Annotated in this window: 25 protein-coding genes and 1 tRNA gene; 9 read left to right on the top strand and 17 right to left on the bottom strand. The window is 65.7% G+C overall.

Annotated elements, in window-relative coordinates; genetic code table 11:
• Positions 1–405: 405 nt before the first annotated feature.
• Both NTV05_09875 and NTV05_09880 read left to right on the top strand, forming a co-directional pair.
• A complete protein-coding gene (locus NTV05_09875; protein MCX6544704.1) occupies positions 406–807 on the top strand; it encodes a hypothetical protein in 402 nt (133 codons plus the stop codon).
• A 236-nt stretch (positions 808–1043) separates the two neighbouring features.
• A complete protein-coding gene (locus NTV05_09880; GenBank protein MCX6544705.1) occupies positions 1044–1562 on the top strand; it encodes a hypothetical protein in 519 nt (172 codons plus the stop codon).
• A gap of 113 nt (positions 1563–1675) precedes the next feature.
• On the opposite strand, the gene NTV05_09885 is transcribed toward NTV05_09880, so the two are convergent.
• The 5 genes from NTV05_09885 to NTV05_09905 all read right to left on the bottom strand — a co-directional run bounded on the left by NTV05_09885 (position 1676) and on the right by NTV05_09905 (position 6611).
• Positions 1676–2677: a DUF362 domain-containing protein gene (locus NTV05_09885; GenBank protein MCX6544706.1), complete on the bottom strand. Its 1002-nt coding sequence runs from the start codon at positions 2675–2677 to the stop codon at positions 1676–1678.
• The gene (locus NTV05_09890) at positions 2652–3563 is read right to left on the bottom strand and encodes a hypothetical protein (GenBank protein MCX6544707.1); all 912 of its coding nucleotides are present in this window, start codon (positions 3561–3563) and stop codon (positions 2652–2654) included. The genes NTV05_09885 and NTV05_09890 overlap by 26 nt, the downstream gene beginning before the upstream one ends.
• A gap of 439 nt (positions 3564–4002) precedes the next feature.
• Positions 4003–4076, bottom strand: a tRNA-Gly gene (locus tag NTV05_09895).
• A gap of 83 nt (positions 4077–4159) precedes the next feature.
• The gene (locus tag NTV05_09900) at positions 4160–5521 is read right to left on the bottom strand and encodes a phosphomannomutase/phosphoglucomutase (GenBank protein MCX6544708.1); all 1362 of its coding nucleotides are present in this window, start codon (positions 5519–5521) and stop codon (positions 4160–4162) included.
• Positions 5522–5540: 19 nt separating this feature from the next.
• Complete coding sequence (locus NTV05_09905) at positions 5541–6611, bottom strand: NDP-sugar synthase (protein MCX6544709.1); 1071 nt, start codon at positions 6609–6611, stop codon at positions 5541–5543.
• A gap of 96 nt (positions 6612–6707) precedes the next feature.
• On the opposite strand from NTV05_09905, the gene pgsA reads away from it, so the two are divergent.
• The gene (gene pgsA, locus NTV05_09910) at positions 6708–7262 is read left to right on the top strand and encodes a CDP-diacylglycerol--glycerol-3-phosphate 3-phosphatidyltransferase (GenBank protein MCX6544710.1); all 555 of its coding nucleotides are present in this window, start codon (positions 6708–6710) and stop codon (positions 7260–7262) included.
• A 19-nt stretch (positions 7263–7281) separates the two neighbouring features.
• Here the strand turns inward: pgsA and bamD are convergent, their stop codons facing one another.
• From bamD to NTV05_09955, 9 genes are all read right to left on the bottom strand, one after another.
• Complete coding sequence (gene bamD, locus NTV05_09915; protein ID MCX6544711.1) at positions 7282–8079, bottom strand: outer membrane protein assembly factor BamD; 798 nt, start codon at positions 8077–8079, stop codon at positions 7282–7284.
• A gap of 25 nt (positions 8080–8104) precedes the next feature.
• Complete coding sequence (locus NTV05_09920) at positions 8105–8581, bottom strand: thioesterase family protein (GenBank protein MCX6544712.1); 477 nt, start codon at positions 8579–8581, stop codon at positions 8105–8107.
• A 14-nt stretch (positions 8582–8595) separates the two neighbouring features.
• Positions 8596–9300, bottom strand: a complete 705-nt coding sequence (rpe, locus tag NTV05_09925) for a ribulose-phosphate 3-epimerase (protein MCX6544713.1) — start codon at positions 9298–9300, stop codon at positions 8596–8598.
• Positions 9297–10019 carry a PASTA domain-containing protein gene (locus NTV05_09930; GenBank protein ID MCX6544714.1) on the bottom strand — a complete coding sequence of 241 codons (723 nt, stop codon included), beginning with the start codon at positions 10017–10019 and terminating at the stop codon, positions 9297–9299. The genes rpe and NTV05_09930 overlap by 4 nt, the downstream gene beginning before the upstream one ends.
• A 38-nt stretch (positions 10020–10057) precedes the next feature.
• Entirely contained in the window at positions 10058–11413 is a 1356-nt protein-coding gene (gene rsmB / locus NTV05_09935) for a 16S rRNA (cytosine(967)-C(5))-methyltransferase RsmB (protein MCX6544715.1), read from the bottom strand.
• A gap of 20 nt (positions 11414–11433) precedes the next feature.
• The gene (fmt, locus tag NTV05_09940) at positions 11434–12426 is read right to left on the bottom strand and encodes a methionyl-tRNA formyltransferase (GenBank protein ID MCX6544716.1); all 993 of its coding nucleotides are present in this window, start codon (positions 12424–12426) and stop codon (positions 11434–11436) included.
• A gap of 5 nt (positions 12427–12431) precedes the next feature.
• Entirely contained in the window at positions 12432–12941 is a 510-nt protein-coding gene (gene def, locus NTV05_09945) for a peptide deformylase (GenBank protein MCX6544717.1), read from the bottom strand.
• On the bottom strand, positions 12938–14164 hold the full coding sequence (gene aroC / locus NTV05_09950) for a chorismate synthase (protein MCX6544718.1): 1227 nt from the start codon (positions 14162–14164) through the stop codon (positions 12938–12940). Before aroC ends, def begins: the two co-directional genes overlap by 4 nt.
• Before the next feature lie 266 nt (positions 14165–14430).
• Entirely contained in the window at positions 14431–14658 is a 228-nt protein-coding gene (locus NTV05_09955; protein ID MCX6544719.1) for a hypothetical protein, read from the bottom strand.
• Between NTV05_09955 and NTV05_09960 the strand changes: the two genes are divergently transcribed.
• On the top strand, positions 14638–16911 hold the full coding sequence (locus NTV05_09960; GenBank protein MCX6544720.1) for a sigma 54-interacting transcriptional regulator: 2274 nt from the start codon (positions 14638–14640) through the stop codon (positions 16909–16911). The two genes, NTV05_09955 and NTV05_09960, sit on opposite strands and share 21 nt — an antisense overlap.
• Here the strand turns inward: NTV05_09960 and NTV05_09965 are convergent, their stop codons facing one another.
• Entirely contained in the window at positions 16912–17595 is a 684-nt protein-coding gene (locus NTV05_09965) for a DUF4382 domain-containing protein (GenBank protein MCX6544721.1), read from the bottom strand. It abuts the gene before it with no gap.
• Between the two features lie 303 nt (positions 17596–17898).
• Here NTV05_09965 and NTV05_09970 point away from each other — a divergent pair, with 303 nt between their 5' ends.
• The 3 genes from NTV05_09970 to NTV05_09980 all read left to right on the top strand — a co-directional run bounded on the left by NTV05_09970 (position 17899) and on the right by NTV05_09980 (position 20626).
• On the top strand, positions 17899–18819 hold the full coding sequence (locus NTV05_09970) for an ABC transporter permease (GenBank protein MCX6544722.1): 921 nt from the start codon (positions 17899–17901) through the stop codon (positions 18817–18819).
• A 133-nt stretch (positions 18820–18952) separates the two neighbouring features.
• Complete coding sequence (locus NTV05_09975) at positions 18953–19759, top strand: ABC transporter permease (GenBank protein ID MCX6544723.1); 807 nt, start codon at positions 18953–18955, stop codon at positions 19757–19759.
• An 18-nt stretch (positions 19760–19777) separates the two neighbouring features.
• Positions 19778–20626, top strand: a complete 849-nt coding sequence (locus NTV05_09980) for a 4'-phosphopantetheinyl transferase superfamily protein (GenBank protein MCX6544724.1) — start codon at positions 19778–19780, stop codon at positions 20624–20626.
• On the opposite strand, the gene NTV05_09985 is transcribed toward NTV05_09980, so the two are convergent.
• Entirely contained in the window at positions 20556–21938 is a 1383-nt protein-coding gene (locus NTV05_09985; protein MCX6544725.1) for a tetratricopeptide repeat protein, read from the bottom strand. The two genes, NTV05_09980 and NTV05_09985, sit on opposite strands and share 71 nt — an antisense overlap.
• A 169-nt stretch (positions 21939–22107) precedes the next feature.
• Here NTV05_09985 and NTV05_09990 point away from each other — a divergent pair, with 169 nt between their 5' ends.
• Both NTV05_09990 and NTV05_09995 read left to right on the top strand, forming a co-directional pair.
• Entirely contained in the window at positions 22108–22716 is a 609-nt protein-coding gene (locus NTV05_09990; protein MCX6544726.1) for a sigma-70 family RNA polymerase sigma factor, read from the top strand.
• A complete protein-coding gene (locus NTV05_09995; protein ID MCX6544727.1) occupies positions 22713–23501 on the top strand; it encodes an anti-sigma factor in 789 nt (262 codons plus the stop codon). The genes NTV05_09990 and NTV05_09995 overlap by 4 nt, the downstream gene beginning before the upstream one ends.
• A gap of 5 nt (positions 23502–23506) precedes the next feature.
• Here the strand turns inward: NTV05_09995 and NTV05_10000 are convergent, their stop codons facing one another.
• Positions 23507–25783 (bottom strand): hypothetical protein, encoded by a 2277-nt coding sequence (locus NTV05_10000; GenBank protein ID MCX6544728.1) that lies wholly within the window; start codon positions 25781–25783, stop codon positions 23507–23509.
• Positions 25784–25796 lie beyond the last annotated feature (13 nt).

The following is a 25796-nucleotide window of genomic DNA, read 5'->3' on the forward strand; positions in this document are numbered from 1 at the left end:
AGTGGTGCGCATGCCACACGTCGTCGTTGGCATGCCGTTGGCAGTTCTTCTCGAGAGCACGCTGGTTGTCGATCGTGACCAGCCGAGAGCGTGCGGAGAGAGGAATGTGATGAGAAGAGCCGATCTTGCTGAGCGAATCGACACCATGGAGCATCGCATGGACTCGATGGAGCAGCGTCTGGACGCGTCGTTTAACGCGCTGATGGCGGAGATTCTGCAATCTCGCCGCGAGACAAAGGATGCAATTCTTGCCTCGCGAGCTGAGGTCGCTGAGGAGTTCTCGGCGATGCGGACCGAGGTCGCTGAGGAGTTCTCGGCGATGCGGACCGAGGTCGCTGGGGAGTTCTCGGCGATGCGGACCGAGGTCGCTGGGGAGTTCTCGGCGATGCGGAGGAGTTCTCGGCGATGCGGACCGAGGCCGCTGGGGAGTTCTCGGCGATGCGGACCGAGGTCGCCGGGCAGTTCTCGGCGATGCGGACCGAGACCGATGGGCAATTCTCGGCCATGCGGGCTGAGGTCGCCCGAGAGTTCTCGACGATTGGGGTTCGTTTCGAGCGCGTCGAGGCCGCCATCGACGACTCGCGGGCCCAGCACGAGGCCGCCATCGTGGACTTGCTGGGGGCAATCAGGGAAGGCGATGAGGCTCTGGGCTCGACCTTGCGGGGCGAGATGAAGGCCATGGACGCGAACCTGCGGGCCGCGATCAGGGAAGGCGATGAGGACAGCCGCCGCTTCATGCTGGTCCTGCACGAGCAAGTCATGAGCCAGTTCAAGTTGCTCGGCGAGCGACGACCGTCCTCGTCGTGACGCGTGGCTGCCCGATTCTCTGCGTCAGTGCGGGGGGCCTGCGCGGGCGATGTCGATACGGGCGCTTGAGTTCGTGGCCGAGACGATGCTACCGTCGTCGTCTGCCGAGTGGTGCGCATGCCACACGTCGTCGTTGGCATGCCGTTGGCAGTTCTTCTCGAGAGCACGCTGGTTGTCGATCGTGACCAGCCGAGAGCGTGCGGAGAGAGGAATGTGATGAGACCGTGGAGCATCGCATGGACTCGATGGAGCAGCGCCCGGACGCGTCGTTCAACGCGCTGATGGCGGAGATTCTGCAATCTCGACGCGAGACAGAGGATGCAATTCTTGCCTCGCGAGCCGAGGTCGCTGGGGAGTTCTCGGCGATGCGAGCTGAGGTCGCTGGGGAGTTCTCGGCGATGCGGACCGAGACCGATGGGCAGTTCTCGGCCATGCGGGCTGAGGTCGCTGGGGAGTTCTCGACGATGCGGACCGAGACCGATGGGCAGTTCTCTGCGATGCGGACCGAGACCGATGGGCAATTCTCGGCCATGCGGGCTGAGTTCGCCCGAGAGTTCTCGACGATTGGGGTTCGTTTCGAGCGCGTCGAGGCCGCCATCGACGACTCGCGGGCCCATCTCGAGACCGCCATCGTGGACTTGCTGGGCGTGATCAACAAAGGCGATGAGGACGGCCGCCGCTTCATGCTGGTCCTGCACGAGGAAGTCCTGAGCCAGTTCAGGTTGCTCGGCGAGGGACGACCGGCTTCGTCGTGACGCGCCGCCGCGCGATTCTCGATTGGATCCGTGTCCGGCGAGGAGCGTCGAGACGCCGCCGTCGAAGACTTCACGTCATGAGAGCGTCGTCGCCGGCACGAGTGGCGCGGTCCCTACTCGTCTCTGAGGTGCCGCAGGTTTTCGACCACGGCGAAACGGGTCCGGTACCGGCCCACCGCTTCCCCCCGCTGGTCGATTCGCCCATCATCCAGATTGCCGAGAAACGTCGCGGCCGACTTGAGATACGACAGCCGGTCCGGCGCGAGGCCCATGACGCGAGCGCAAGTTGCATCGACGGCCACAACATCGGTTCCCATGGCGACAAACCCCATCGGGCGGGGCGTGCCCATGATCGGTCCGTCACCCTCCATCGCCACGACGGCGTCCACTATCGTGAGGCCAGGCCGAATCGTCGCATTCAGATCGACAATCGATTCGGGAATGCCGTGCACATGCAGGAAGTTCTTCGGCCAGCCGTAGACACTGCCGGGGACGGTGCCGAACAGGTTCTTCATCCCGCACGTCATCCCCGCCCAGTGATGGGTCTTGAGCTTGGCCACCGAGACGACCAGATCCGCCGCCATGATGGAGGCCGGCAACACCATGTGCTGCAAACCAGTAAACCAGCTCTTCAGCTTGACGGGACTGACGTCGTCGGCGTTGAGATCGACGAACGGAATTCGCAGCTCTCTGAGCTGATCGTAGAGACCGCTTGAGACGAGCAAGTATTCGATGTCCCTCCGATGGCCGGGGCCTTCGCCCACGGCGACCGACGCGGCCCCCGCGCGGAGCATCGCCACCGCGGCGCCGGCGACGACGAGCGGGTGGGTGTTGATGCACGAGCCGTTCTCGTACTCCACCAGATTCGGCTTTAACAACACGCGCTTGCCTCGGACGTTCACCTGCAACGTCTGCAGGCCCCGATAGATCACATCCGCCAGGTCCAGCCGATAGTCAGCAGCAGCGAAGAGGCCGACTGCCGATCGCGCAGGCAAAACAAACGCCGCGCGATCGAAACGAGGACGACACGCGCTCGCAGCTGCCAGCGCTCCCACGAATGGCAGCGCGAGAATCTCGCGACGCGTCCAGTCAGACCGTAAGGACGGTTGGCCCATGTGTTCCTGCCGTCAGTGCGTATCGCACCATGCCAACGACGGCGTGATTGCCGAGGAACTCGCACTTCTCAAACGCCGCTGTCAGGGCGGCCTCGATCTCATTGGCCGGCAGCCCGTAGGCGCGCACGCACAACAGCGAAAGGCCGAGCGCCATGCCGGCCGGCTCATGCCGCCACGCGCCGCGAAGGAAATCAAGTGCCCGCCGCACCTCGGAGCGTTCGCGGCGATCATGTAACGCGAGCAACGCGAGCGCGGTGGGCGGCACAAAGGCGTGAAGCTGCTGCCCAAGCACCTCGCTGTTTCCGTAATTCCAGCCGCCGTCTGGACACTGCCGATCGAACAACAGGCGCTCGGCTTCTTCGATGCGGGATTGGGTGCCAGGCGCGCGAATGCCAGGCCCGGCTCGCTTGAGTGCAAGCATGCACCAGGCCGTTGGCTCAACCCAGCCAAAGCCTTCTTCGGTCCACGGCCAGCCGACCAGGGAATTATCCTGTCGGACCGGCGACCTCCAGTTCCACGCGGTCTTCGACTTGACGCCGACGATGGCGGTGAGGAGCCGGCGCTGGATGTCGTCGCTCGGTGGCGATGTGCGCGGCGACGCGCGAAGAGCCGTCATCACGACGGACGCGAGACCGTTGAACGCGAGATTAGGCGGGAGCTGCGGCTCGGCGATCAAGCCGTCCGCGCGCTGCCACTTGGCGAGCAGGCTCAGACCAGCCTCCACGAGCGGAGCGTCTTCGGGCCGCTGATCCGGGGCGAGCGACAACAACGCCCAACACGTGGGCTCGAGTCGGCTCGTCTTGCCGGGATAGTATCCCCAGCCTCCGTCGCCATTTCTTTGCGGGAGCAGCCGATCGCGGAGGAGGGCAGCGAGATCAGACCGCATACGCACGAAGTCCGCAGAAACGATTCGCGGAAGGACGTTCTGCCCAGACGGTAGGCGGCAGGATGGAAGCCTTCTCGGCCTTAGAGCCCATGGCGATAGGGTAGCACGGCCTGGGCCGCGTGCCAGGGCGAATGGCTCACGCGAGAAGACGGTTGGACGTCGCGGACTGAGGTCGCCACAGAGTTCTCGAAGATGCGGGGGCGTTTTGAGAGTCTCGAGACCGCCTTGGTGGGCTCGTGGGCCCAATTCGAGAACTCTATTGCGGCGAGTCAGGACGACACCCGTCGCTACATGAAGGTTCTCTACGAGGACCTCAGAAGTCAGATTAGGTTGCTCAACGAGGCACGGCCGTTCTCATCGTGACACGTCGCGACGAGATGAGGGACGTCGGCGGCGCGGAGCTGTGCGCAACTCGCCGGACTGGGTAGGGTTTCGAGGGTGGAGCGGGCTACGGGAATCGAACCCGTCTAGCTGGCTTGGGAAGCCAGAGCATTACCACTATGCTAAGCCCGCCCGACGAAGCGGCCACGTCATCCAACCGGACGCTGGATGATTCCGAATTATACCAAAGTCGCTGCGAAGCGCCCGGGAATGCGTCACGTGCTCCGGATAAACGCCAGCAACTCGTCGCGCTTCGATTCCATCATCGCCTGGGTCGTCGCCTCCAGGTTCAGCCGAAGCAGCGGCTCGGTGTTCGACGCGCGCACGTTGAAGTGCCAGTCGGGCGCCTCCATCGAGATGCCGTCCATCCGATAGATGTGGCCGCCAGCGTAGCGCGCGGCGAGGCCGTCGAGCTTCTCCTGCACCGACTGCATCGACTTCGCCCTGGTGTTGATTTCGCCGGAGATGAAGTACTTCGCGCGCAGCGGGGCCAGCAGTTCGTGCAGCGCCTGGCCCTTCTTCGACATCAGTTCGAGGATGAGCAGCGCCGGGATAAAGCCGTTGTCGGCGTAGAAGTTGTCGCGAAAGTAGTAGTGGCCCGTCACTTCGCCGCCGAAAATGCCGTTCTCTTCGCGCATCCGCTTCTTGAAGAACGCGTGGCCTACACGGTTCATCAGCGCCTTGCCGTGATGCCTGGCCACGGTGTCTTTGACCGCGTAGCTGGCGCGCACGTCATAAATGATCGTGGCGCCCGGCTCCTTGAGCAGGAACGCTTCGGCCAGCAGCGCCGTCACGAAATCGCCGGGGACGAACTCGCCGTCACGGTCGATGAAGAAACACCGGTCGGCGTCGCCATCCCACGCGATCCCGATGTCCGCCCGCTCGGCGACGACTCGCGACACGATGTCCCGGCGATTGTCCTCGATGAGCGGATTGGCTTCGTGATTCGGGAAGGTGCCGTCAATCTCGAAGCACAGCCTCGTCGTCCGGCACGGGAGATGGTCGAACAGCTTCGGGGCCACCAGCCCACCCATGCCGCTGCCCGCGTCGAGCACGACGTTGAACGGCTTGATCGCGGCGGGGTCGATAAACTTGAGCACGTGCGCGGTGTAGTCGTCCAGCAGTGCGCTGTTGTCTGTGAGCGTGCCCCGCGGACCGGACGGCGCGGGAATCGCGGAGCCGTCGATCATGTCGCGGATCTGCCCGATGCCGGCGTCGCCGCTCAGCGGAAACGCTTCGGCCCGCACGAGCTTGATCCCGGTGTACTGCTTCGGATTGTGCGACGCCGTGATGACGACACCGCCGTCGTACCGATCGCGGGCGACGGCGAAGTACAACATGTCGGTCGCGATCATGCCGTAGTCGACCACGTCGGCGCCCTGCGCGCGCGCGCCGTCGATAAAGGCCGCCGCGATCGCCGGGGACGAGAGCCGCATGTCGCGCCCCACGGCAATGCGCCGGGCGCCAAGGTAGGCCACAAACGCCCGCCCGACATCCCGCGCCACCGCCTCGTCGATCTCGGTGGGATAGATGCCGCGGATGTCGTACGCCTTGAAGACTTCGAGATTGACGGCCATGGGCTGCAGCTTCCGGGATCTACGAGGCAGGGGTGAGCCGCGAGAAATCCGTCACCGCGGACTTGTCGCCGAGAATCACGCCACCCTCAATCGTGACATTGCGCCCGATGTGGCAGTGGCGGCCCAGGATCGCGCCCTGCACCACCGAGTCTCGCGAGATGCGGCAATCGGGCCAGATGATGGTGTTGCCCACCACAGCGCCCTCTTCGACGACGGTGTGGCTTCCGATCACGCTGTACGGATGCACGCGCGCGCCGGCCTTGATCAGGCAGCCGTCGTCTATGAAGCACGGCCCCTCGATCGCGGCGCCGTCTTCAATGCGGGCGTCGTCGGCAACGAACTTCGCGCCCGGACGATCCGCCCCGAAGGGTTCCACCTTGAATCGCCGGTCCATGATGTCGCGATGCACCTGCATGTACTTCTCGGGCGTGCCGATGTCGATCCAGTAGCCGCGGTAGACGTAGGCGACAAACGTCTCCTTCCGCTCGACGAGCGACGGAAAATAGCTGCGCTCGATCGACCAGGTGACGTCCTTCGGAATCCGATCAAACGTGTCGGGCTCGAGAATGTAGACGCCGGCATTGATCGTGTCGCAGGTGACTTCGTCCTGCTTCGGCTTCTCCAGAAAGCGCCGGACGTTGCCGTCGGCGTCGGTCTCGACCAGGCCGTAGGCGGTGGGGTTGTCGACCGGCGTCAGTACGATCGTGGCCCGCGCCTTCCGCTCGCGGTGGAGCCGGATCACTTCGCGCAGGTCGATCTGGGTCATCACGTCGCCGTTGAAGACGACGATCGTGTCGGAATAGGAGCCGATGGCGTACTTGATGGCGCCAGCCGTGCCGAGCGGGTCCGGCTCGACCACGTAACTGATCGTGATGCCCAGGTCCTTGCCGTCGCCAAACACCTCGGCGATGCGCCGCGGCTGGTAGTTCAGGCTCAGGATGACCTCGTCGATCTCGGGCACCGTGCGGACGAGGTCGATCTGGTAGTTGAGAAACGCCCGTCCGAAGACGGGCACGATGGGCTTGGGCGTGTGCAGCGTCAGCGGGCGCAGCCGGGTACCCTTGCCTCCTGCCAGAAGAATAGCTTTCATAACAGCCAGACTATTTTACTCTACTCGGGGTTCCAGACCCGGCTGGTGCGCGCTACAATGGCGGCGACCTGCGGGGCGGAACTTCCGAGACCATCGATGAACCTGCCAAACAGCATCACGCTCATCAGGATCTTCCTGGTTCCGCTGCTCGTCGTGGTCCTGTTGACCAAGCCGCAGGGCGGGTTGGTGCTCGGGTTGTCGAATCAGATGGCGGGCGCGGCCATCTTCGCCCTCGCGTCGCTAACCGACTGGCTGGACGGATACGTGGCCCGCCGGCGCAAACAAGTGACCGAGCTTGGGCAGTTGATGGATCCGATTGCGGACAAGCTGCTCACCGCCGCCGCGTTCATTTCCCTCGTGCAGATGGGCGCGACGCCAGCCTGGATGGTGGCCGTCATCATCGGGCGCGAATTCGCCGTGACGGCGCTCCGCGGGATTGCCTATTCCCGCGGCACCGTGATTGCCTCGTCTTCGCTGGGAAAGTTGAAGATGGCGTTTCAGGTGACGGCGATTCTGCTGCTGATTCTGGGACACGAAACCTACGTGCCGCTGTACCGGCTCGGCCAGGCGGCGATGTGGCTCGTGCTGGTGACCTCGATCGTGTCGGCGATCGACTACTACCGGAACTTTAACCGGGCGCTCAAATCGTAACGCCCGCGTCCGCTCGCGCCTACTTCTTCATCTCGCTCGCGATCTGGGCCTTGATGCCGGCGGCGGCTTTCTGCGCGGCCGCCAGATACTCGCTCTTCGGGAACTCCGCGATCAGCTTGTCGTAGTAGGGGAGCGCCTGCGCCGGATTGCCTACCTTGACGAAGCAGTCGGCCAGGTAAAAGTACACCGCGTCGCGCCTGGAATACTCGGGGTCGTTGGTCAGCACGGCCCGGAACCGATCGATCGCGCCCGGATACCACCGCGCGCGCCAGTAGAAAAAGCCGACCTTGTAATCCGATTCGCTGAGGCGGTCCCGGCCTTCCCGCAGCTTCGCTCTGCCCTCAGGGAGCAAGGCACTATTGGGATACCGCTGCAGAAAGAGGGCGAATTCAATCACAGCCTGTTTGGTCTCCGTCTGATCACGGTCGGCCGAGGGCATCTGACGGACGTGCGTGAGACCCATCTTGAACTGCGCGTAGTCGGCGCGCGGATTGGTCGGGAAGAACGTCAGGAATTCCTTGAACTCGTTCTGCGCGAGCACAAGGGATTCGGGCGTGCCTTCACCGAGATAGGAGTCGCCCAGGCCAAGCTTGGCGTCGGGTCTGAACGAGCTCTGCGGATAATTGTCGACGATCTGCCGGAAGTACTCGCGCGACTGGATCCACTTTCTCTTGCCGGCGAGTTCCGTGCCCCGCTCGAACAGAAACCTGTCGGCGTCGACCGTGCCGGTCGGAACAATCGTCTTGTTGGCTGCACAAGACGCCATCAGGGACGCGGATACCGCGACGAGCAGCGCCGACAGGAATCGTCGAGACATACGAACACTCATGAACACTGCACCCTTACTGCCCGGTCTCGGGCAACGGCCATTCCGGAACCGACATTGTACACGGCGGCGGCGATCGCCGCCGATTCGGGCTGGCGACGCGTCGCGCAAACAGACTCTTCACGCGTGCCGGCAGCCTCGTCGGCCGCCCCTGCGAGTCGGTGGCGGCGTGCACCGTCGTGCCCTGCGCCACCAGGGCACCGTCGGCCCGCCGCACGACGTCATACGTGAACCGGATGCGGACCGGCGACAGCAGTTCCCCTCGCGTCCGAATTTCGATTTCATCGTCGTATCGAGCGCTCTGCCGGTAGCGGCAGTGCGCCTCGATGACGGGCAGCCTGCTGCCATGCGCTTCCATCTCCCGATACGTCCAGCCGAGACTGCGCAGCCACTCACTACGGCCGACCTCGAACCACGCCAGGTAGTTGGCGTAGTACACGACGCCCATCTGGTCGGTTTCCGCGTAGCGGACGCGCACCAGCGCGACCGACATGTGACCGCCCGGACTCACGCGTGGCGCCCCCCAGGCGTCGCGTGCGGACGTCTGCCGGCCGCGGCCTCGGCCCCAGCCCTGAGCGCGCGCACCGCGGCCTCGGGGTCCTTGGTGTGGAAGACGGACGAGCCGGCGACAATCCAGTCGGCGCCCGCGACAACCACATCGGCAATCGTCTCCGCGTCGATGCCGCCGTCCACCTGGATGGGCGCCGGATTGCCGGCCCGGTCGAGCAGTTCGCGCATCGCACGTACTTTGGACGCGCTGCGCCTGATATAGGTCTGGCCGCCGAAACCCGGATTAACCGTCATCACCACCACGTAGTCCACGTCCGCCGCCACTTCCTCCAGCGCGCCAACCGGGGTCGACGGATTGAGCGCGACGCCGGCCTTGAGGCCAAGGCCCTTGATAAGGGCGATGGTGCGGTTCAGGTGCGGGCCCGCCTCCACGTGCACCGAAATCAGCGCCGCACCCGATTCGGCGAACGCCGGGATGAAGCGGTCGGCCTCCTCAATCATCAGATGGACATCGATTGGCACGCGCGTCACGCGGGCGATCGATCGCACGATGGGCGGCCCTACCGTGAGGTTCGGGACGAAGTGGCCGTCCATCACGCCGACGTGAATCAGGTCGGCGCCACCCCGTTCCACGGCCGCGATGCCCAAACCGAGGGCCGCAAAATCGGCGGCCAGGATCGAAGGCGCGAGACGAATACTCATCGACTGACCTCCAGCGAGATCGGTTGGTCGGATGTGATCTCAAACCCGGCCGACGGGCTCTGGCGCAGAATGATGCCTGGCGGGGCACCTGGATATAGCTGGTGTCCCGCAATCGTGACCCGCAGGCCCCGGTTTCTGAGCACGACCACCGCTTCGTCGCCCGAGACGCCAATCAGATCGGGCATCACGAAGGTCGTTGCTCGCTCGCCGCGATTGACGAGCAGGCCGACGCGCGTGCTGCGGGCTCCCGGGGCGGGATCCTGGGCCACCACCGCATCGGCCGGATACTCGGACGACTTGATATCGGCCATGCCGGCGATCTCGAGTCCGTCCTGCTGCACCCGTGCCTGCGCCGTGCGTTCGGTGTCGCCGATGAGCCGCGGAACCAGGGATTCCCTCGACCCGGCACTGATCCAGACGCGCACGCTCCGGCCGCGCCGGACGGCCGATCCCGCAGCCGGATCCTGCGACGCGATTTGTCCTGCCGGGATCTTCGGGTCGAACGGCCGGTTGTCTTCCAGTCTGAGCGTGAGGCCAGCCGAATCGGCGGCGCTCGTCGCGACGGCCGGATCCAGCCCCAGCAATGTCGGAACGTTCACCTCGCGGGTGCGTAGCGCCACCCGCATCGAGGCCACGGCAAACAAGCCATAGGTGGCCCCGAGCGCCGCCACCAGCAAGACCATCCGGCCCACGCGCCGCACGCCAGTTTTCAGCGCCATCTTCTCTGAAACTGTACTACGAAAGGGGTCGGAGCCAATTAGTCTCGCCCCCTTGATCGCAGTCTTGCGGCGAAGAAGGGCTCGAGGCCGTGCTGGTGCGGGGTGGGCCGCAGACAGCCTGACGGATCGACACAGGCCATCACGCCCGGCGGCACGCCGGCTCTTGAGTCCCGCGGAGACTCGAGATGGAAGTCGGGACGAGCCTCCAGAAACGCCGTGATGACCTCTTCGTTCTCCTCGGGCTCGGTCGAGCAGGTGCTGTAGACCAGTCGTCCCCCTGCCCGGACGACCGCCGCGGCCGACTCGAGCATCCGCCCCTGCCGGCTGGCATTCGAGGCGAGGTCGGATTCGACGCGTCTCCATTTCACGTCGGGATCGCGCCGCAACGTCGCGAGACCGGAACACGGGGCATCCACCAGCACGCAGTCGAAGATGGGGCCAAAGGGCGCCGCCGCCAGCAGATCGGCCCCGACGACGTGCACGGCATTCGCGCCCGTGGCTCGAAGCGCCTGCGCCAGCAGCCTGATTCGTCTGGGGCGAACATCAGCCGCCACCAGCCGTCCGGCGCCATGGCCAAGGTCCGCAGCCATCTGTGACGTCTTGCCGCCAGGCGCGGCGCAGGCATCAAGCACCATTTCGCCTGCACAAACGCCCGCATACGCCGCCACGAGTTGTGACGATTCGTCCTGCACAACAAATCGTCCGGACGAAGCCACCGGCGTTGTCAGCGGATTGCCCCCGGTCACGGCCAGTCCGTCGGCGGCGTACCGCGCCGGCGCCGTCGTGACGCCCAGTGCCGCAAGCTCCCTGGCGAGATCGTCACGCGACGTCTTGATCCGGTTGGCGCGCAACATCAGCGGGGCCTGCTGGTTGTTGAAGCGGACCCACTGCACGGCCGTGTCGAATCCCAGCCGATCGAGCCAGCGCGCCGCGAGCCACCTCGGGTGCGACATCGCGATAGCCAGGTAGTCGAGTTGGTCGCGCTCGGTTGGCATCGGAAACTGCCCACGATCGCGACTGATGTGTCGCAGGATCGCGTTGACGGCGCCAGAGGCGCTCGTCTTGCCCTCATGCCTGCAAAGGTCAACCGCATCGTGCACGACCGCCGAGGCCGGCACGCGGTCGAGATGGAGCAGCTGATAGGCGCTGAGCCGGAGCAGGTCGAGCACGTCCGGATCGAATGCGCCGATGAGGCGGTGACCGGCCCACGCGATCACGTGATCCAGGGCGGCGCGCCAGCGCAGCGTGCCGAGCGCAATCTCGGCGGCCAGCGCGCGATCGCGCTCGTCTGCGAGGCGACGACGATGCAGCTCGATAGTCGTGGCGAGATCGACGTGGGGATCGCCGACCGCGCGGAGCGTGCGATAGGCGGCCAGCCGGGCAGGTGAAATCATGGATGGTCAGACCCGGGGCATCACGTGACGGCTGGCTGATCGTCGAATCGAGTGCCGACTGTCAGCGGGTGGCCCGCGGCGAAGTCGCCGACGCTCATCGCCCTCCGGCCCTCCGGCCGCACCAGCACCACGTCAAGAACTCCGTCGCCGGTTCGTACGCTCAGGGCGTCACGCGAGATACCCACAATCGTCCCGGGCGCCGCGGTGTTGAAACCGGCGAGCGACTCACGCTCAATTGCACCCGCAGGGGAGTCAAGCCGTGTCGTGAGGATAATCAGACGGTGCCCGGCCAACCAGGTCCAGGCGAGCGGCCACGGATGCAGGCCCCGGACCTGGTTGTGGATCACCGAAGACGAGGCGCTCCAGTCGATCGCGCCTTCCTCCTTCTGAAGCCGCGGCGCATAGGTGCTGGCGTGATCATCCTGGGGTGCCGGCGCGGCCAGGCCCGACACGATATCCGCGATCACCTCCAGCAACAGCTCCGCGCCGATGCGGGCGAGGTCTTCTTCCACCTCCGCGCTGGTGTCGTCGGGCCCGATGAGCCGCGTCGCCGTCCTGTACACCGGTCCCGCGTCGAGTGCCTGGACGACCCGCATGATGCTGATGCCGGTCTCTAGGTCGCCCGCCATGACGGCGCGATGCACCGGTGCGGCGCCGCGGTGTCGCGGCAGCAGCGACGCGTGCACGTTGACCAGACCGAGCGGAGGCGTGGCGAGTACAGCGGCCGGCAGGATCCTGCCGTACGCGGCGACCACACCCAGATCCGGCGCAAGGGCCCTCAGGGCCGCCAGCGTCGCCTCGTCCTTGAGGCGGTCGGGCTGCAGCACCGGAATCCCGTGTTCGCGCGCCAGCTGCTTCACGGGGCTTTCGGTGACGCGCTGCCCGCGGCCGCGGGGCTTGTCGGGCTGCGTGAAGACGCCCGCCACAATGTGTGAGGAGGTGAGCAACGCGCGCAGTGACGGGACCGCAAACTGCGGGGTGCCGAAGAACACGACGCGCAACGCGCGATCCATGATCGCTACCACTTGCCCGTTCTGGCGAGCTTCTTGATGCGTCGGACGATGATCTCGCGCTGAATGCCGCGGAGCCGATCAACGAAGACGCGCCCGTCGAGGTGATCCATCTCGTGCTGAAAAGCGCGCGCCAGCAGTGCCGTGCCCTCGATCACCTGTTCTTTACCGTTGAGATCGAGGCCTTTGACCGTCGCCTTGCCGGGCCGCGCCACCGTCGCATTGAATCCCGGCAGGCTGAGGCAGCCTTCCTCTTCCAGTTGCATGCCGTCGCGGTCGGCGAATTCCGGATTCACGAATGTGAACAGGTCGCCGGCATTTCGGCCGGCCGACAGATCCACCACGAAGATGCGGAGCGGGATGCCAATCTGCGGTGCAGCCAGGCCAATGCCAGGTGCCGCATACATGGTCTCGACCATGTCCTGAATGAGCGAGGCAATGTCGCCCGTGATGTCCGTCACCAGAGCGGCCGGGCGATGAAGCACCTGGTCGCCGTACTTCACGATGGGTCGAATCATACGGATCGCGCTCCTCCGTCCTGCGCGAATCGGGCGGCCGAGCGCGCAAGCCAGTCCGCGTGGCGGCGGCGCAGATCGTCGATGGAATCGCCGCCGAACCGATCGAGGACGGCGTCGCACAGCGAAAGCGCCATCATCGCTTCGCCGACGACCGCCGCCGCCGGCACGGCGCACACGTCGCTGCGTTCAATGGCTGCGGCCTCCACGCGCCGGGTCATCAGATCAACCGATCGCAGCGGAGACATCAGCGTGGCGATGGGCTTCATGTACGCCGTGACGCGCACGTCCTCGCCGTTGGTGACGCCGCCTTCGAGCCCGCCCGCGTGATTGCTGGGCCGCACAAACAGCTTCGGCCCCGCGCCCGATCGCGCGGGACTCCCCGGGAGAATCTCGTCGTGCACACGGGAGCCCGGCAGGTGCGCCGCGTCGGAGCCGATGCCGATGCCGACGGCCTTGATGGCCGGAATCGACATCATCGCCTGGGCCAGGCGACCATCCAGCTTGAGATCCCACTGCGAGTAGCTGCCGAGACCGGGCGGAACGCCGGTGGCCACGACTTCGAACGCGCCACCCAGCGTGTCGCCGGCGGCGCGGGCGGCATCGATGGCGGCAATCATACGGGCCTCGATCAGGGGATCGGCGCAGCGGGTCGGCGAATCGTCCGGGAGCGCGGCTATCGTGTCGAATGACAGGGCCGAGCCCGGGGCAACGGCGACTGCGCCAATCGACACGACGTGACTCGCGATGCGTACGCCGATCTCGGCCAGAATCTGCCGCGCGACGGCGCCGGCCGCGACTCGGGAGGCCGTTTCGCGGGCGCTCGCCCGTTCGAGCACGTTGCGCAAATCGTCGTGCCCGTACTTGAGGGCGCCGGCCAGGTCGGCATGACCCGGCCTGGGACGAGTGACTGGGGCGCGCCGGGCTCCGCCTGCTTGTGGCGGGACCTCGGCGTCGGGATGCATCGTGAATTCCCAGTTGACCCAGTCGTGATTGTCAATCGTGATGGCGACCGGCGCGCCCGTCGTCTGCCCGTGCCGCACGCCAGCCACGACCACCGGCGTATCCGACTCGATGTCCATTCGCGTGCCGCGGCCATATCCGCCCTGGCGGCGCCGGAGATCGCGCGTGATCGCCGGCACGTCGAGCGCCAGGCCGGCGGGCACGCCGTCCAGAATCACCGTCAGTCTTCGGCCGTGAGATTCGCCAGCGGTCAGAAATCGCAACATTCGACGACCATTTTATACGAACTTGCTTGCAATTCCTGCTTCGCCGCCACCCGCGTGAGATTGAACTTTCTGCCTCGGGCTCCTGCGGCACATCGCTGATTGGCCCATTCATGCGGGAGTCGCAGGCATTCCCGGCGGGCGCCGATCTTGCAGCGGAGTGGTTCCATGAGCTTCATCGCGCTTAATGAAGCAAGTCCTCGCAAGGGCACGGCATGCCGTGCCCCTACAGCCGACAGACGCACTCGACGGTTTGAGGCGGAGCTTCACTCGTGGAAGATCAAGTCAATCTGATGAACGGCGACGACACGTCGAGCGCTGACAGGGTCGTCCAGGCAGCCGATGAAACCTCCGGGCAGGTTCCCGGCGTTGATGAACTGGTGGGTCGAGGGCGCTGTGCGGTCGCCGAGCGCCTGCTGCGTCGCGAGATTGGCAGGTTGCGAAGGCGAAGACAGTTTCGGCAAGCGGGCTGCGTGGCCGTCGATCTCGGTCATCAATTTCTGCTTCGCGGGCGGGTGACAGGGGCGTTGGCCCAGGCGTCCGAAGCAGAGCAACTGTTCTCCTCGGCGAACTGGGCCTGCGGGGTCGTGGCCGGTCAACTGCTGGCGGGATGGTCGCTGCTCGAGGACGACCGGCTGACGGAAGGGGAGGCGGCCTTCCGATCGGCGCTCGCTCGTGCGGTGGAGCACGCCCACGCCGTGTGTCTGCGAGCGGCGACCCTCAGTGTGGCGAGCTGTCTGGTAGCGGATCGACGGATCAGTGACGCGCGAGCTGCGATGGCCGCTTTGGCGACCACGGATTCAGAGGCTTGGCGACGTGCAGACGCCGTTGCAGAAGGCCCGAATGCAGACGACGAGGCCGATCCGTGGAGCGCGCCGCGGGATCTGCCACCCCGCCTGCTTCCACGCCATCAGGACCTGATCCTGGCGGAGGTGCAGATTCATCTCGCACTCGCCGAGGGAGACGTCACGCTGGCAGTCGACACTCTCTCGCATGCGCGCAACATCGGCTCGGCGGCGAGTTCCCTCGACCGTGCGTTCTTGTCGCACTGCGAGTTGCTCGTGTTCGGCGCCCAGGGCCGGTTCTCGGATGCCGCACGCTCATGTGAGGCCGGAGTGCGTGCGGCCCGGACGGCCCACGCACCGGCGTTGGCTCTGGACCTGCAATTGATCCATGCGGGACTTCTCGCGCAAGCAGGGCAGCGTGTGGATGCGGCGCGTCTGGTGGGACGACTCCAGCAGTCGACCTGGCCCGCTCCTCCGCGCCTGCGGAGACGCCTTGACGAATTGGCGCTTCGGATCGAGCAGGCCCGCTCGGGATCGCGATCAATCGAAGAGAGTCCAGCGGTTCAAGTGGACGCCGCCGATGTGCTGGCGATCCTGCAACCGTGCGGGGGGCGCGAAGACGACCAGCACATTGTCGCGGGAGTCTGCCAGGCCGTGCGCACGTCCTTGCACGCGAGCGGTGTGGCGATATTTGGTGCGGGGACCAGGCCGACGCCAGTGGCCTACGCTGGCAGCCGGAGTGTCAACGGCGACATCGTTCGGCGAACCCTGTTGTCGGGGCGCCCGTCTGATCCGGCCGATGCCGCTCAACGCGGAGAAGCGGCGGTTCCGATCGGTTGCGGTACGGCGACCCTCGGCGTGATCGTAGCGAAGTGGGCGGCTCCTCAAGGCCCCCTCGCGGCCAGACATCTGGCGCTCCTGTGTTCTGCAGCCGCGGCTGTCGTTCCGGCCGTCCGGGCGTTGGCAGGCGAACCGCCAGATCCATCCCGGCACGCTGGTGTGCTTGCGGAGATGGCGGGGTCGAGTGCTGCGGTGGTCGGGCTCCGTCAGAGCGTGGCCGGCGCGGCATCGGCGCCCTTTCCCGTGCTCATCCTGGGCGAGAGCGGCAGCGGCAAGGAACTGGTGGCCAAGTCCATTCATGCGGCGAGCGACCGCCGCGGGCGGCGTTTCTGTGCCGTCAATTGCGCGGCCCTGCCAGACGAACTCTGTGAATCCGAGTTGTTCGGGCACACCAGGGGAGCCTTTACGGGCGCAGCGGCCGAGCGGGCGGGCCTGTTCGAGGAGGCCGACGGGGGCACGCTCCTGCTCGACGAGGTCGGTGAGTTATCGCTGCGTGCTCAGGCGAAGCTGCTTCGCGTGATCCAGGAGGGCGAGGTTCGTCGTCTTGGCGAAAATGTCCATCGCCGCGTAAATGCGCGCATCCTCGCCGCCTCGAACAGGGCGCTTCGGGAAGAAGCGGACGCGGGGCGATTTCGGCGCGATCTGCTGTTTCGACTCGACGTCATCCGGATTCGTGTTCCGCCGCTTCGTGATCGGCCCGAAGACATTCCGTGTCTGGTCGCGCAGATCTGGAGAAAAGCGCGCGAGGGCGTCGCCAGCCGCGCGGAGCTCTCGCAGGGGGCCATCGAAGCATTGGCGCGCTATCACTGGCCCGGCAACGTCCGGGAATTGCAGAACGTGTTGTTTGCGCTTGCCGCGTTTGCGCCGCGCTCAGGTCGTGTCGGGCCGGATCGGCTTCCCGGCCACATCAAGGGGGAGTGGGCGACCGTGTCCCAGGCGCAGACGCTCGAAGATGGGCGGCGGGAGTTCGAGCGCCGATTTGTTCGTGAAGCGCTTGTGCGCGCGGGAGGGCGGCCAACGCGTGCGGCGGAGCAACTGGGTGTCACGCGTCAGGGCCTGGCAAAGCTGCTGGCCCGGCTCGAAATCAAGGCCGGGCCAGACGTGGTGGAAGGCGGCGCGTGACTACTGGACGCTCACAACACCGATGACCGGCGTCATCAGGTACTTCCCGTTGCCGGTCTTGTGAATCGACTTGTCACCGTCGAAATCCAGGAGAATCGTCGTCGCGGCGCCGGTGGGCACGGTGAACTCGCGGTTCAGTTTCAACGTGCCGGAGGCGACGGTCACCGGCATGGGGTCCGACATCGCCGACCACGGTGCCAAATCGGTCGCGCACGCGACCTCGGGCGCCGTCCCGGTCGTGTAGATTGTCGCGCCCGAAACCGTCAGCCGCAGCTGGGTGTAGTGCCCGGCCGTGAGCGAGTCGGTCGCCAGGAGATCGGTGGCGGCCTCGAGCTTTTTCAGATCGCAGGTGAGCCCAGTGGCGTCGCCCGCAAACGACAGGGTCTTCCATTCGCCGTCGGTCGCGTCGCTGCCGCTCATGTGTACGCTGACTTCCGAGAACGTGACCAGGACAGCCGTGGCCTCGCTGAACGGGCTGTCCTTGATGCTCACCGACAGCGTGCCGATGCCGGCTGAACTGGTGCCAGTCGTGCCGGAGGTCGGTCCTGAGCCTGACGCCGCGCCGGACACGCCGCTGACGCTAGTGGCGGCAGTCGGACTCGTAGTGTTTCCCGAGCACGCCACGATCACAACCGCCACCGGAAAGATCCAGAGAAGATGATGAAGTCCGAACCGTTTCCACATGCTTGTATCCTCCTGAGCAGACACCCGCGACTGCATTGGCGAAGACAGCCGCACCGCCAGTCATGACTAAATGCAAGCCACACGCCATCGTTGGCCCGGACACCCACCGAAGTCAATAGAAGCTAAGTTGTTGCCATGGCGGAGGTTAGTCAGTAACCGAGAAGACGGGCGCGCGTCTCGTCCGACGAAGATCGTCGCTCGCAATGACAGCACTGGCGGTTGTTACACGGGCCTGAGGCGATTGCTACACAGGCCGGGCCAGACGTGCTGGGTGGCGGGACGGGTGGTCTATGATAGACACCCATGTGGCGCTATCTGGCTCGCCGTCTTCTTCTGACGATCCCGGTCCTGGTCGGCGTCGCAACACTCGTGTTTCTGCTGATCCACCTGGTGCCAGGCGATCCTGCGCAATCGATGCTCGGAGAAGGCGCGGCGCCTCAGGAGGTGGCCGCCCTCCGTTCGAAACTCGGCCTCGACCTGCCGCTGCCCGTGCAGTTCGGCCGCTTCATCAGCGGCCTGGTGCGCGGTGATCTCGGCACATCGTTGCGCACGGGCGATCCGGTGGCTTCCTCGATTGCGAGCCGCATGCCGGCGACCGCTGAACTGGCCCTTGCGGCGATGCTGGTCGCGCTGCTGATCGCCGTGCCCCTGGGCGTAGCGGCGGCGGTCTGGAAAGGCACGCTGATCGATCAGGCGGCGATGACGTTTGCCCTGGCCGGCATCTCCATCCCGAATTTCTGGCTGGGTCCGATGATGGCCATCCTGTTTGCGATTGAGCTGGGATGGCTCCCGGTCTCGGGAAGAGGCACACTTGCCCACCTGGTCCTGCCATCGGTGACGCTTGGTGCCGCGTTGGCGGCCATCCTGGCCCGGATGACCAGGGCCAGCCTGCTCGATGAACTTCACCAGCTGTACGTTCTCGCCTCACGGGCCCGCGGTGCATCGCGTTCCCGCGCGATCTGGGTTCACGCGTTTCGCAACAGTCTCGTGCCGGTGGTCACCATTGTCGGCCTGCAATTCGGATCGCTGCTGACGGGCGCCATCATCACCGAGACGATCTTTTCGTGGCCCGGCGTCGGACGGCTGCTGATCCAATCGATCAACTTCCGCGACTACCCGATGGTGCAGGGGTGCATTCTCCTGATTGCCATCACCTACGTGATGGTCAATCTCGTGACGGACCTGGTCTACGGGTGGCTCGATCCGCGGATCAGACTCGTGTAGCGCTTCGACTCGCAATTGCCGCTGCGGGTTCTTGCGAGGTGATTCGGTGACAGACACTCGCTCAGCACCAGGTCCTGAGCGAATGCGTTCTTCGGCGAGTTGATGAGTCGAGTGACCTGGGAGGTCTCAGGCGATGCCACGTGTCGGAGCCATTATCGTGCTGGTCACCATTCTGGCGGCCCTGATCGGACCGTTCGTGGTGCCGTATGCTCCGGCAGACCAGTCGCTTGCCGATCGCCTGGCGCGTCCGTCGATGAGCCATCCGCTCGGCTTGGACGAGCTTGGCCGCGATGTGCTGTCGCGCGTGCTGGCGGGGGCGCGCATTTCGCTGCTGGTGGGGCTCTTCGTCGTCGGGGCGTCGGCTGGAATCGGTACGATCCTCGGATCGGCAGCGGGGTACTGCGGCGGGTGGATTGACGAGAGTATCAGCCGCATCATCGACATCCTGATGGCATTTCCAGGCATTCTGCTGGCGATCGCGCTGGTGGCCGTGCTCGGTCCGAGCCTCACCAACGTGGTCGTCGCGCTCGCGTCGATCGGCTGGGTGGGGTACGCCCGGCTCGTGCGCGGGCAGGTGCTGCGCGCGCGGGAGTTCGAGTTCGTGCAGGCGGCACGCGCACTGGGTGCCCCGGTGTCGAGGGTGATTGGACGCCATCTGCTTCCGTCAGTGATGGCGCCCGTCATCGTTCAGGCGAGTCTGGGCATGGCGGGCGCGATCATCGCCGAGGCGTCGCTGAGCTTTCTGGGGCTTGGCGTCCAGCCACCGACGGCGAGCTGGGGCACGATGCTCGCCGGGGGGCGAGCGCACCTGCTGGACGCCCCGCATCTGACGATCTTTCCTGGCGTCGCAATTGCTCTGCTCGTGCTGGGATTCAACTTCCTGGGCGACGGGTTGCGCGATGCGCTCGATCCTCAACGTTCCCAAGCGCATGAGCGCTGACCTGCGGAACCATTGCGTATGACGGACACGGCGGCCTGTGCCGCGAGCAATCGCCTTGCGAGCTGCGACCTCCTGGTCCGCTACGTGAAGACGGATGGCTGCGACGAGGGAGCCTTTGCTCAACTGCGCCCGCAGTTGACGCCCGACGAACTGGCCCGCGCCGCCCGTTTTCACTTTGCAAGAGACCGGGTCGCGTTTGCGGTCGGCCACGTGCTTGTTCGGAGGACGCTTTCAGAACAGACTTCTGCGCCGCCGTCCGGCTGGTCATTCGTTTCGAACGCCCACGGCAAGCCGGAGGTGCAGCCCTCGGCGGGGGGAACGCCGTGGCGTTTCAACATCTCGCACTGCGCCGGGATGGTGATGACCGGGTTCGCGCGTGATCGCGACATCGGCGTGGACGTGGAGTCGGCGGACCGATTTCGCGCAGGCCTTGAAATTGCCCGCTTCTGCTTTGCTCCGGAGGAGGTGCGGGCGATCGAGTCGGCGTCGGAACACGAGCGGCGAACGACGTGCGCGGCCGTCTGGACGCTGAAGGAGGCCTACATCAAGGCCCGGGGCCTGGGATTGACGATCCCGCTCGCCGATTTCGCGATCGACCTCGGCTCGATGCGCATCTGGTTCTCAGCGCGGATCGCGGACCAGGCCGACTGCTGGCTCTTGTGGCGCGATCAGGTCGGCCGGTCACACATGCTGGCCGTCGCGGCCAGACGACGGCCGGACGAGCAGCTCAGGATGCGCGTCGAGGAGGTCGCACTGGAGTCGTTGTGGTCGATAAGTCCTGCCGGCGGCGCCCAATTCACTGAATCTGTCGTTGGAGATCGAGCAGGGCGGGATGGCGCGGGTTCTGTTCGAGACCGCGCGCGATAGTGGCCCGGGCTGCCTTCACGTCCCCAAGCCTGAACTCGGCCGTCGCCAGTCGCACTACCAGGGCGGGGGCGGGCGTGATGTCCGCCGCCCGGTGCCACGCTCGTATGGCCTCCCGCGGATCCCCCAGTCGCTGACACGTATCGCCGAGACGTTCCAGCACCGCCGCGCGCGTCTGGCCCGATTCCGGCGTGAGCGCCGCCCACCGCTCGAGCGACGTGCGAACCGCCGGAAGCCGGCCGAGCCGCTCCGACACGTCCGCCAGCATCAGCAGTGTGGCGGGACGCGCGGGCAGCAGGTCCGCCGACTTCTGAAAGGCGGCGGCCGCCCCTGCCAGGTCGCCCGAGAGCATCAACGACCGTCCGTAGAGCGCCAGCGCGTCTCCCGACACGCGCGGGCCGCGCGTCAGCGGCTCGAGCGCCTCGATGGCCTTACGCAGCGCGACCCGGTCGCCCCGCGGCTGGGCCGCATCAAGCCACACTGACCCCAGCGTCAGGTAGATGACGGCATTGTCCGGGTAACGCTCAGCCGCGCGTCCGAGCACCCCAACCGCAATGTCGGTTCGCCCGACCCGAGCGTAGGCCCGTGCCACGGCGGCCTGCCGCTCCGGCCGCTCCGGCTCCAACGTCGCGATCGCCTCGAGCTGAACAATCGCGTCGCGGGGGCGCCCGAGCCTCGTGTAGAGGTCTGCCAGCGCCTCTCTCGGTGCAATCAACCCAGGAGACAGGCGGGTGGCCTGTTCCAGGGCGTGCAGAGCCTCGGCGGGCTGATTCTGCGCCTTGAGACAGAGACCAAGCAGATAGTGTGCCTCCGCGAGGCGCTCGTCGAGTGCGACGGCTTTCCGAAGGGACAGGATCGCTCCGCTCGGATTGCCGGACCTGAACTGGGCCAGACCGAGCTTATAGAACACATGCGGATTACGGTCGTCGACGTCGACAAACTGGCGGTAGCCTTCGACGGCCTTGACGTAGCGCTCGAGGCTGTAGTTGACATCGCCGAGCAGTTCGGCAGGCCGTTCCGCAGCCGGGTCGAGTCGTGACGCGATCCTGAGGTCCTTCAACGCGTTGCCGAGATCCCCGCGCCGCCGATAGGTCTCGCCGCGCCTGAGGTACGCAATCATCGAGTCGCCCTTGAGGGCGAGCGCGCCGCTGTAGGCCTCGATGGCGGTATCGGTCTGGTCGGCCGCCAACGCCGCGTCCCCGCGTCCGAGCAACTGCTGGTAATCGCGCTCCCTGACGACTGCCGCCCAGACGGCAATCGACAGCCCCCCCAGCAGGGTGACGACCAGTACCACGCCAATCCAGCTGCGCCCCATGTCGAGTCTATGGTAACAGGAGAGGGAACTTTTGCCGGGGTTTCGTGTCTAAGCTTTACAGGACACAGGGTTTTTGCCGAGGCCCGCGATTGTCGTGCCAAGGTACCTGACAGGGAACAGGGAACTTGCTATAGTTCACGGAGACACAATTGTGGCCGAGGAACTATCAGTGAAACACGCGCCTGCCCTGGGTTGGTCTGACGTCGCGGATCGCGATGCGATCCTGGTGCGCCGGTGCACCAGCGGAGATGATGACGCGTGTGCGACTCTGGTGGCGGATCACCAGCGCATGGTCTTCCAGCTGGCGCTGCATCTGCTGGGTGATTATGAGGACGCGCGGGATCTTTCGCAGGACGTGTTCTTCCAGGTGTTCCGCATGCTTGGCCGGTTCAGGTGCCAATCTGCCTTGCGGACGTGGATCTATCGCATCGTCATTAACCAGGCCCGCAATCGGCAACGCTGGTGGCGGCGGCGCCACCGTTCCGAACAGGTGTCGCTTGATGCGCACCTGGAGCAGCACGGCGACCGCGCACTGACCGACTCCGGGGCGGGACCGGACGGACTGCTCAGACGGAAGGAAACCGCATCGAAAGTCTGGCACGCGCTGGACGCCTTGCCGTTCGACCAACGGACGGCGGTGGTGCTTCGAGAGATTGATGGATTGAGTTACGAGGAGATCGCGTTCTCGCTCGGTGTGGCGGTAGGAACAGTGAAGTCGCGGCTGACTCGCGGACGCGAGGCGTTGAGGGTTCGGCTGCGTGAGGCGAGGGCGGTATGAACAGGCTGTCGTGCGGTGCGGTGGGGCGCCAGTTGTCGGCGTTTCACGACGGCGAACTGCCACTTGAGGAGCGGATTGCGATTGAAGCGCATCTGCGTGGATGTCAGGCGTGCGAACGCAAGACGGGAGATCTGCGGGAACTGGGCGAGTTGGTGCGGCTGGGGTCGGCCGAGGTGTCCGAGCGTCTGAGCGGCGATCTCGACGGGTTGCAGGCCGACATCCTGAATCGTCTCCGGGTCGAGCGCGAGGAGACCATTCCTGCCCAGGTGTCGCGGGCGTTTGTCGATATGCGTCTTGGTTTTGCGGCCGTGGGATCGACGCTGGCGACGGTCGTCTCGATTCTGCTGATGTTCGGCATGCTGTATTTCGGTCCCCGGAGCGAGCGGTCGGACTCGCTGGCTGGTCTGATGGAGACGCTTGGCGCCCCATCGGTTGGCAGCGATGCGGGCATGCTGCTGCCTCGCTCGGCCGGCGCCGGGATGGTGGCTGACGGCGTCTTCAACGAAGAGGATGCCGCGTTGGCACTCTCGGCGGTCGTGACGCGTGGGGGACGGCTCAAGAATCTGGAAGCGGTGCTCTCTGAACAACCGACGGTCGCCGATCGCGATCGCGTGCTGCGGTTGCTCGATCAGTTGTCGCGCGCGCAGTTCGAACCGGCGCGTGTCGGCGGGGAGGCCATTGCCGTCAGGACGGTGTGGCTGTTCGCGCACACGACGGTGCGCGGCAAGATGCCGCTCACGCCGAAACAGAGCGGCGCGCCTCGCGTGCAGGTGGTGATGGGGTAGAACCCCTATTTCGCCGGCTGTCCAGGCTGTTCCACCTTCAATGTCGCGACGTTGTTCAGAGCATCTGACGCTCTGATGACGGTCCGGCCGATCGCCCCAGCGTCGATTCTCAGTCCATAGCGTGCGTGAGTGCCGTCGCCGATGCCATCGGTGGGCAGGAGCGTCTGCCACGGGCTCGCGTCCACGGAGTACTCGACACGGTCGATGGCCGAATGCGAATCGCGGACATCGATGACCACCGCGGCCTGCGCCCCGTCGCGCGACACGCTCACCACCGAGATCGCGGGCGGGGTATTGTCGATGTCGATCGCGTCGCTCTCGAGCGATCCGGTCAGGAAGCTCCCCTCGGGGTTGTCCAGCCGATCGCTCGCGACCACCCTGATGAGATACGTGCCATCGGACACCGACGTCGTATCCCATGTCAGCACCTGATCACTGGTCGCGCGTCGGAGCAGCGTCCATCCCGGCGACTCCACACGACGAAAGAAGATGTCGTAGCTCAGTCGGTCATCGTTCTCATCTTCAGCCTTCCAGATGAAGGTCTGCAGCCCCTTCTGATAGATCTTCCGTCCCAGCGCCGGACCCGCTTCTGGCGAGGGCGGGGGAGCCGTGCCCAGGGGCAGTGAGTAGATCGGAAGCCGGGAGTCGGCTGCGGAATCGGCGATGCCCGCGAATTCAGGTTCGCCCGTCGGGAACGGACGTTGATGCACCATGCCGGGCGGCAGTGCCGAGATCGAAAGGACGTGAGGCCGCGCATTGCGTTGCCGGTATCCGATCTTCACCAGCGCCAGCGCGGGCCCAGGCGCGTCGGCTGCGGGTGCCGACAGGACCGCCTTCCACTGGAAGTAGCGCGCTGCGGGGTTCTGGACGGCGTCGCCTTCAGCCCGGGCGTACGGACCCGACCATGCGCTCCAGGTGTCGTCAGGAGCCGACGTGTTCCCGGATCGCGTGAACATCTGGACGCGCGCCGTGCCGCTGGTCTGGGCGCGCCAGCTCAATGTGCCCCACACCGCGGCCATGCCGGCATCCTTCACATCCGACATGTAGGTGCCTTCGGCTGCCCGATCACCGGTGAGCACATAGACCTTGGCCGGGTTCGACGTGGCGTAGTAGCGGGCCTGACCCGAGGCGAGCAGGGCCGTCACCTGCTGCCCGCCGAACCTGGTGACGAGCGTCGTGCGGGCAGGATTTCCCGCAACGCGAAACAACTTGCCGCCGTTGCCCGTCGCGATCGTGACGGCGCCGTCCTTCTCCACGCAGATGTCGAACGGAATGTCGTCTTTCGATTCCCAGACAATCTCGACGCCGCCCTCGTTGTCGATGCGGTACACGGCCCCCTTCGAGGCGGTCTTGTCCTGCGGCCGGCCTCCCGCAGCGCTGGGCTGGCCTGTGGACGTGGGGGAGTCGACCACGGTGATCGAGACGACCTCGGTCGACACTGACGCGCTGGTCGGAGCCTTTGGTTCGTCGGCCGCCGGAACCGCCGGCGATCGATCGTCGCCACCCGAACTCTTGCCGTTGACGGCGGCCGCATAGACTTCTCCGCCGGCTCCGACGCGCAGAGCGCGCATTTCTCGGAACGGCGAGTCCACCAGCGCGAAGGCTTTCCCCGCCGGGTCGATGCGCAGTACGCGTCCGGGCGAATCGGTCGCGGCGAGCAACTGTCCGCTTCGATCGAAGACGAGCGAGGTGACGTGTTTGGTTTGTGTCCGGTAGAACACTTCGCCCTTGCCGGCTGCGGTGACGCGATAGATCGTGCCCTTGTCGCCCGTGCCGACATAGAGCCGTCCCTGTCCATCGAGAGCCAGCGACCAGATGTACTTGTCATCCGGATCGAAATACACCGTCGCGCGGCCAGCCGTATCGACGCGGTAGACCTTGCCGTCCGGAGAGGTCGCGACCATGAGCGCGCCGTCAGGAGCCGCGAGAATGGCATGAACTTCGAGTTCCTTCGCCTTGAAGAACTCCGTGGCCTTGCCGCTGGCGTCGATTCTCCAGACCTGGCCATCGTTGCCGCTGCCTGCGAAGACGGCGCCCTCGGGTCCCGCCACCAGGGTCCAGATAAAGGGCACGGTCGCCTCGTACACCGTCTTGACGATGGGTCCGAGGACGAGGCGTCCCGCATCTTCGATCGACAACCCGTCGACTTCGCCCTTCAGCAGGTCGGCCTGCGTCGACACCTGCCAGAAACGGGCCGAGGTGGCATGGCTGGTGGCCGCCGAGAACGTCACCAGAGCGGCCAACGCGACGAACCGCATCGGGGCACGAAGCCTCATCTTCACGGGTGAACCTTTC

The sequence above is a fragment of the Acidobacteriota bacterium genome (assembly GCA_026393755.1).
Classification (GTDB): Bacteria; Acidobacteriota; Vicinamibacteria; order Vicinamibacterales; family JAKQTR01; genus JBAXOX01.

What these genes read in the sequence shown, in the direction of transcription:
- NTV05_09875 (MCX6544704.1), top strand. Translation starts at nt 406, where the DNA reads ATGCGGACCGAGGCCGCTGGGGAGTTCTCGGCGATGCGGACCGAGGTC.
- NTV05_09880 (MCX6544705.1), top strand. Translation starts at nt 1,044, where the DNA reads ATGGACTCGATGGAGCAGCGCCCGGACGCGTCGTTCAACGCGCTGATG.
- NTV05_09885 (MCX6544706.1), bottom strand. Translation starts at nt 2,677, where the DNA reads ATGGGCCAACCGTCCTTACGGTCTGACTGGACGCGTCGCGAGATTCTC.
- NTV05_09890 (MCX6544707.1), bottom strand. Translation starts at nt 3,563, where the DNA reads ATGCGGTCTGATCTCGCTGCCCTCCTCCGCGATCGGCTGCTCCCGCAA.
- NTV05_09900 (MCX6544708.1), bottom strand. Translation starts at nt 5,521, where the DNA reads ATGGCCGTCAATCTCGAAGTCTTCAAGGCGTACGACATCCGCGGCATC.
- NTV05_09905 (MCX6544709.1), bottom strand. Translation starts at nt 6,611, where the DNA reads ATGAAAGCTATTCTTCTGGCAGGAGGCAAGGGTACCCGGCTGCGCCCG.
- pgsA (MCX6544710.1), top strand. Translation starts at nt 6,708, where the DNA reads ATGAACCTGCCAAACAGCATCACGCTCATCAGGATCTTCCTGGTTCCG.
- bamD (MCX6544711.1), bottom strand. Translation starts at nt 8,079, where the DNA reads ATGTCTCGACGATTCCTGTCGGCGCTGCTCGTCGCGGTATCCGCGTCC.
- NTV05_09920 (MCX6544712.1), bottom strand. Translation starts at nt 8,581, where the DNA reads ATGTCGGTCGCGCTGGTGCGCGTCCGCTACGCGGAAACCGACCAGATG.
- rpe (MCX6544713.1), bottom strand. Translation starts at nt 9,300, where the DNA reads ATGAGTATTCGTCTCGCGCCTTCGATCCTGGCCGCCGATTTTGCGGCC.
- NTV05_09930 (MCX6544714.1), bottom strand. Translation starts at nt 10,019, where the DNA reads ATGGCGCTGAAAACTGGCGTGCGGCGCGTGGGCCGGATGGTCTTGCTG.
- rsmB (MCX6544715.1), bottom strand. Translation starts at nt 11,413, where the DNA reads ATGATTTCACCTGCCCGGCTGGCCGCCTATCGCACGCTCCGCGCGGTC.
- fmt (MCX6544716.1), bottom strand. Translation starts at nt 12,426, where the DNA reads ATGGATCGCGCGTTGCGCGTCGTGTTCTTCGGCACCCCGCAGTTTGCG.
- def (MCX6544717.1), bottom strand. Translation starts at nt 12,941, where the DNA reads ATGATTCGACCCATCGTGAAGTACGGCGACCAGGTGCTTCATCGCCCG.
- NTV05_09955 (MCX6544719.1), bottom strand. Translation starts at nt 14,658, where the DNA reads ATGACCGAGATCGACGGCCACGCAGCCCGCTTGCCGAAACTGTCTTCG.
- NTV05_09965 (MCX6544721.1), bottom strand. Translation starts at nt 17,595, where the DNA reads ATGTGGAAACGGTTCGGACTTCATCATCTTCTCTGGATCTTTCCGGTG.
- NTV05_09970 (MCX6544722.1), top strand. Translation starts at nt 17,899, where the DNA reads ATGTGGCGCTATCTGGCTCGCCGTCTTCTTCTGACGATCCCGGTCCTG.
- NTV05_09975 (MCX6544723.1), top strand. Translation starts at nt 18,953, where the DNA reads ATGCCACGTGTCGGAGCCATTATCGTGCTGGTCACCATTCTGGCGGCC.
- NTV05_09980 (MCX6544724.1), top strand. Translation starts at nt 19,778, where the DNA reads ATGACGGACACGGCGGCCTGTGCCGCGAGCAATCGCCTTGCGAGCTGC.
- NTV05_09985 (MCX6544725.1), bottom strand. Translation starts at nt 21,938, where the DNA reads ATGGGGCGCAGCTGGATTGGCGTGGTACTGGTCGTCACCCTGCTGGGG.
- NTV05_09995 (MCX6544727.1), top strand. Translation starts at nt 22,713, where the DNA reads ATGAACAGGCTGTCGTGCGGTGCGGTGGGGCGCCAGTTGTCGGCGTTT.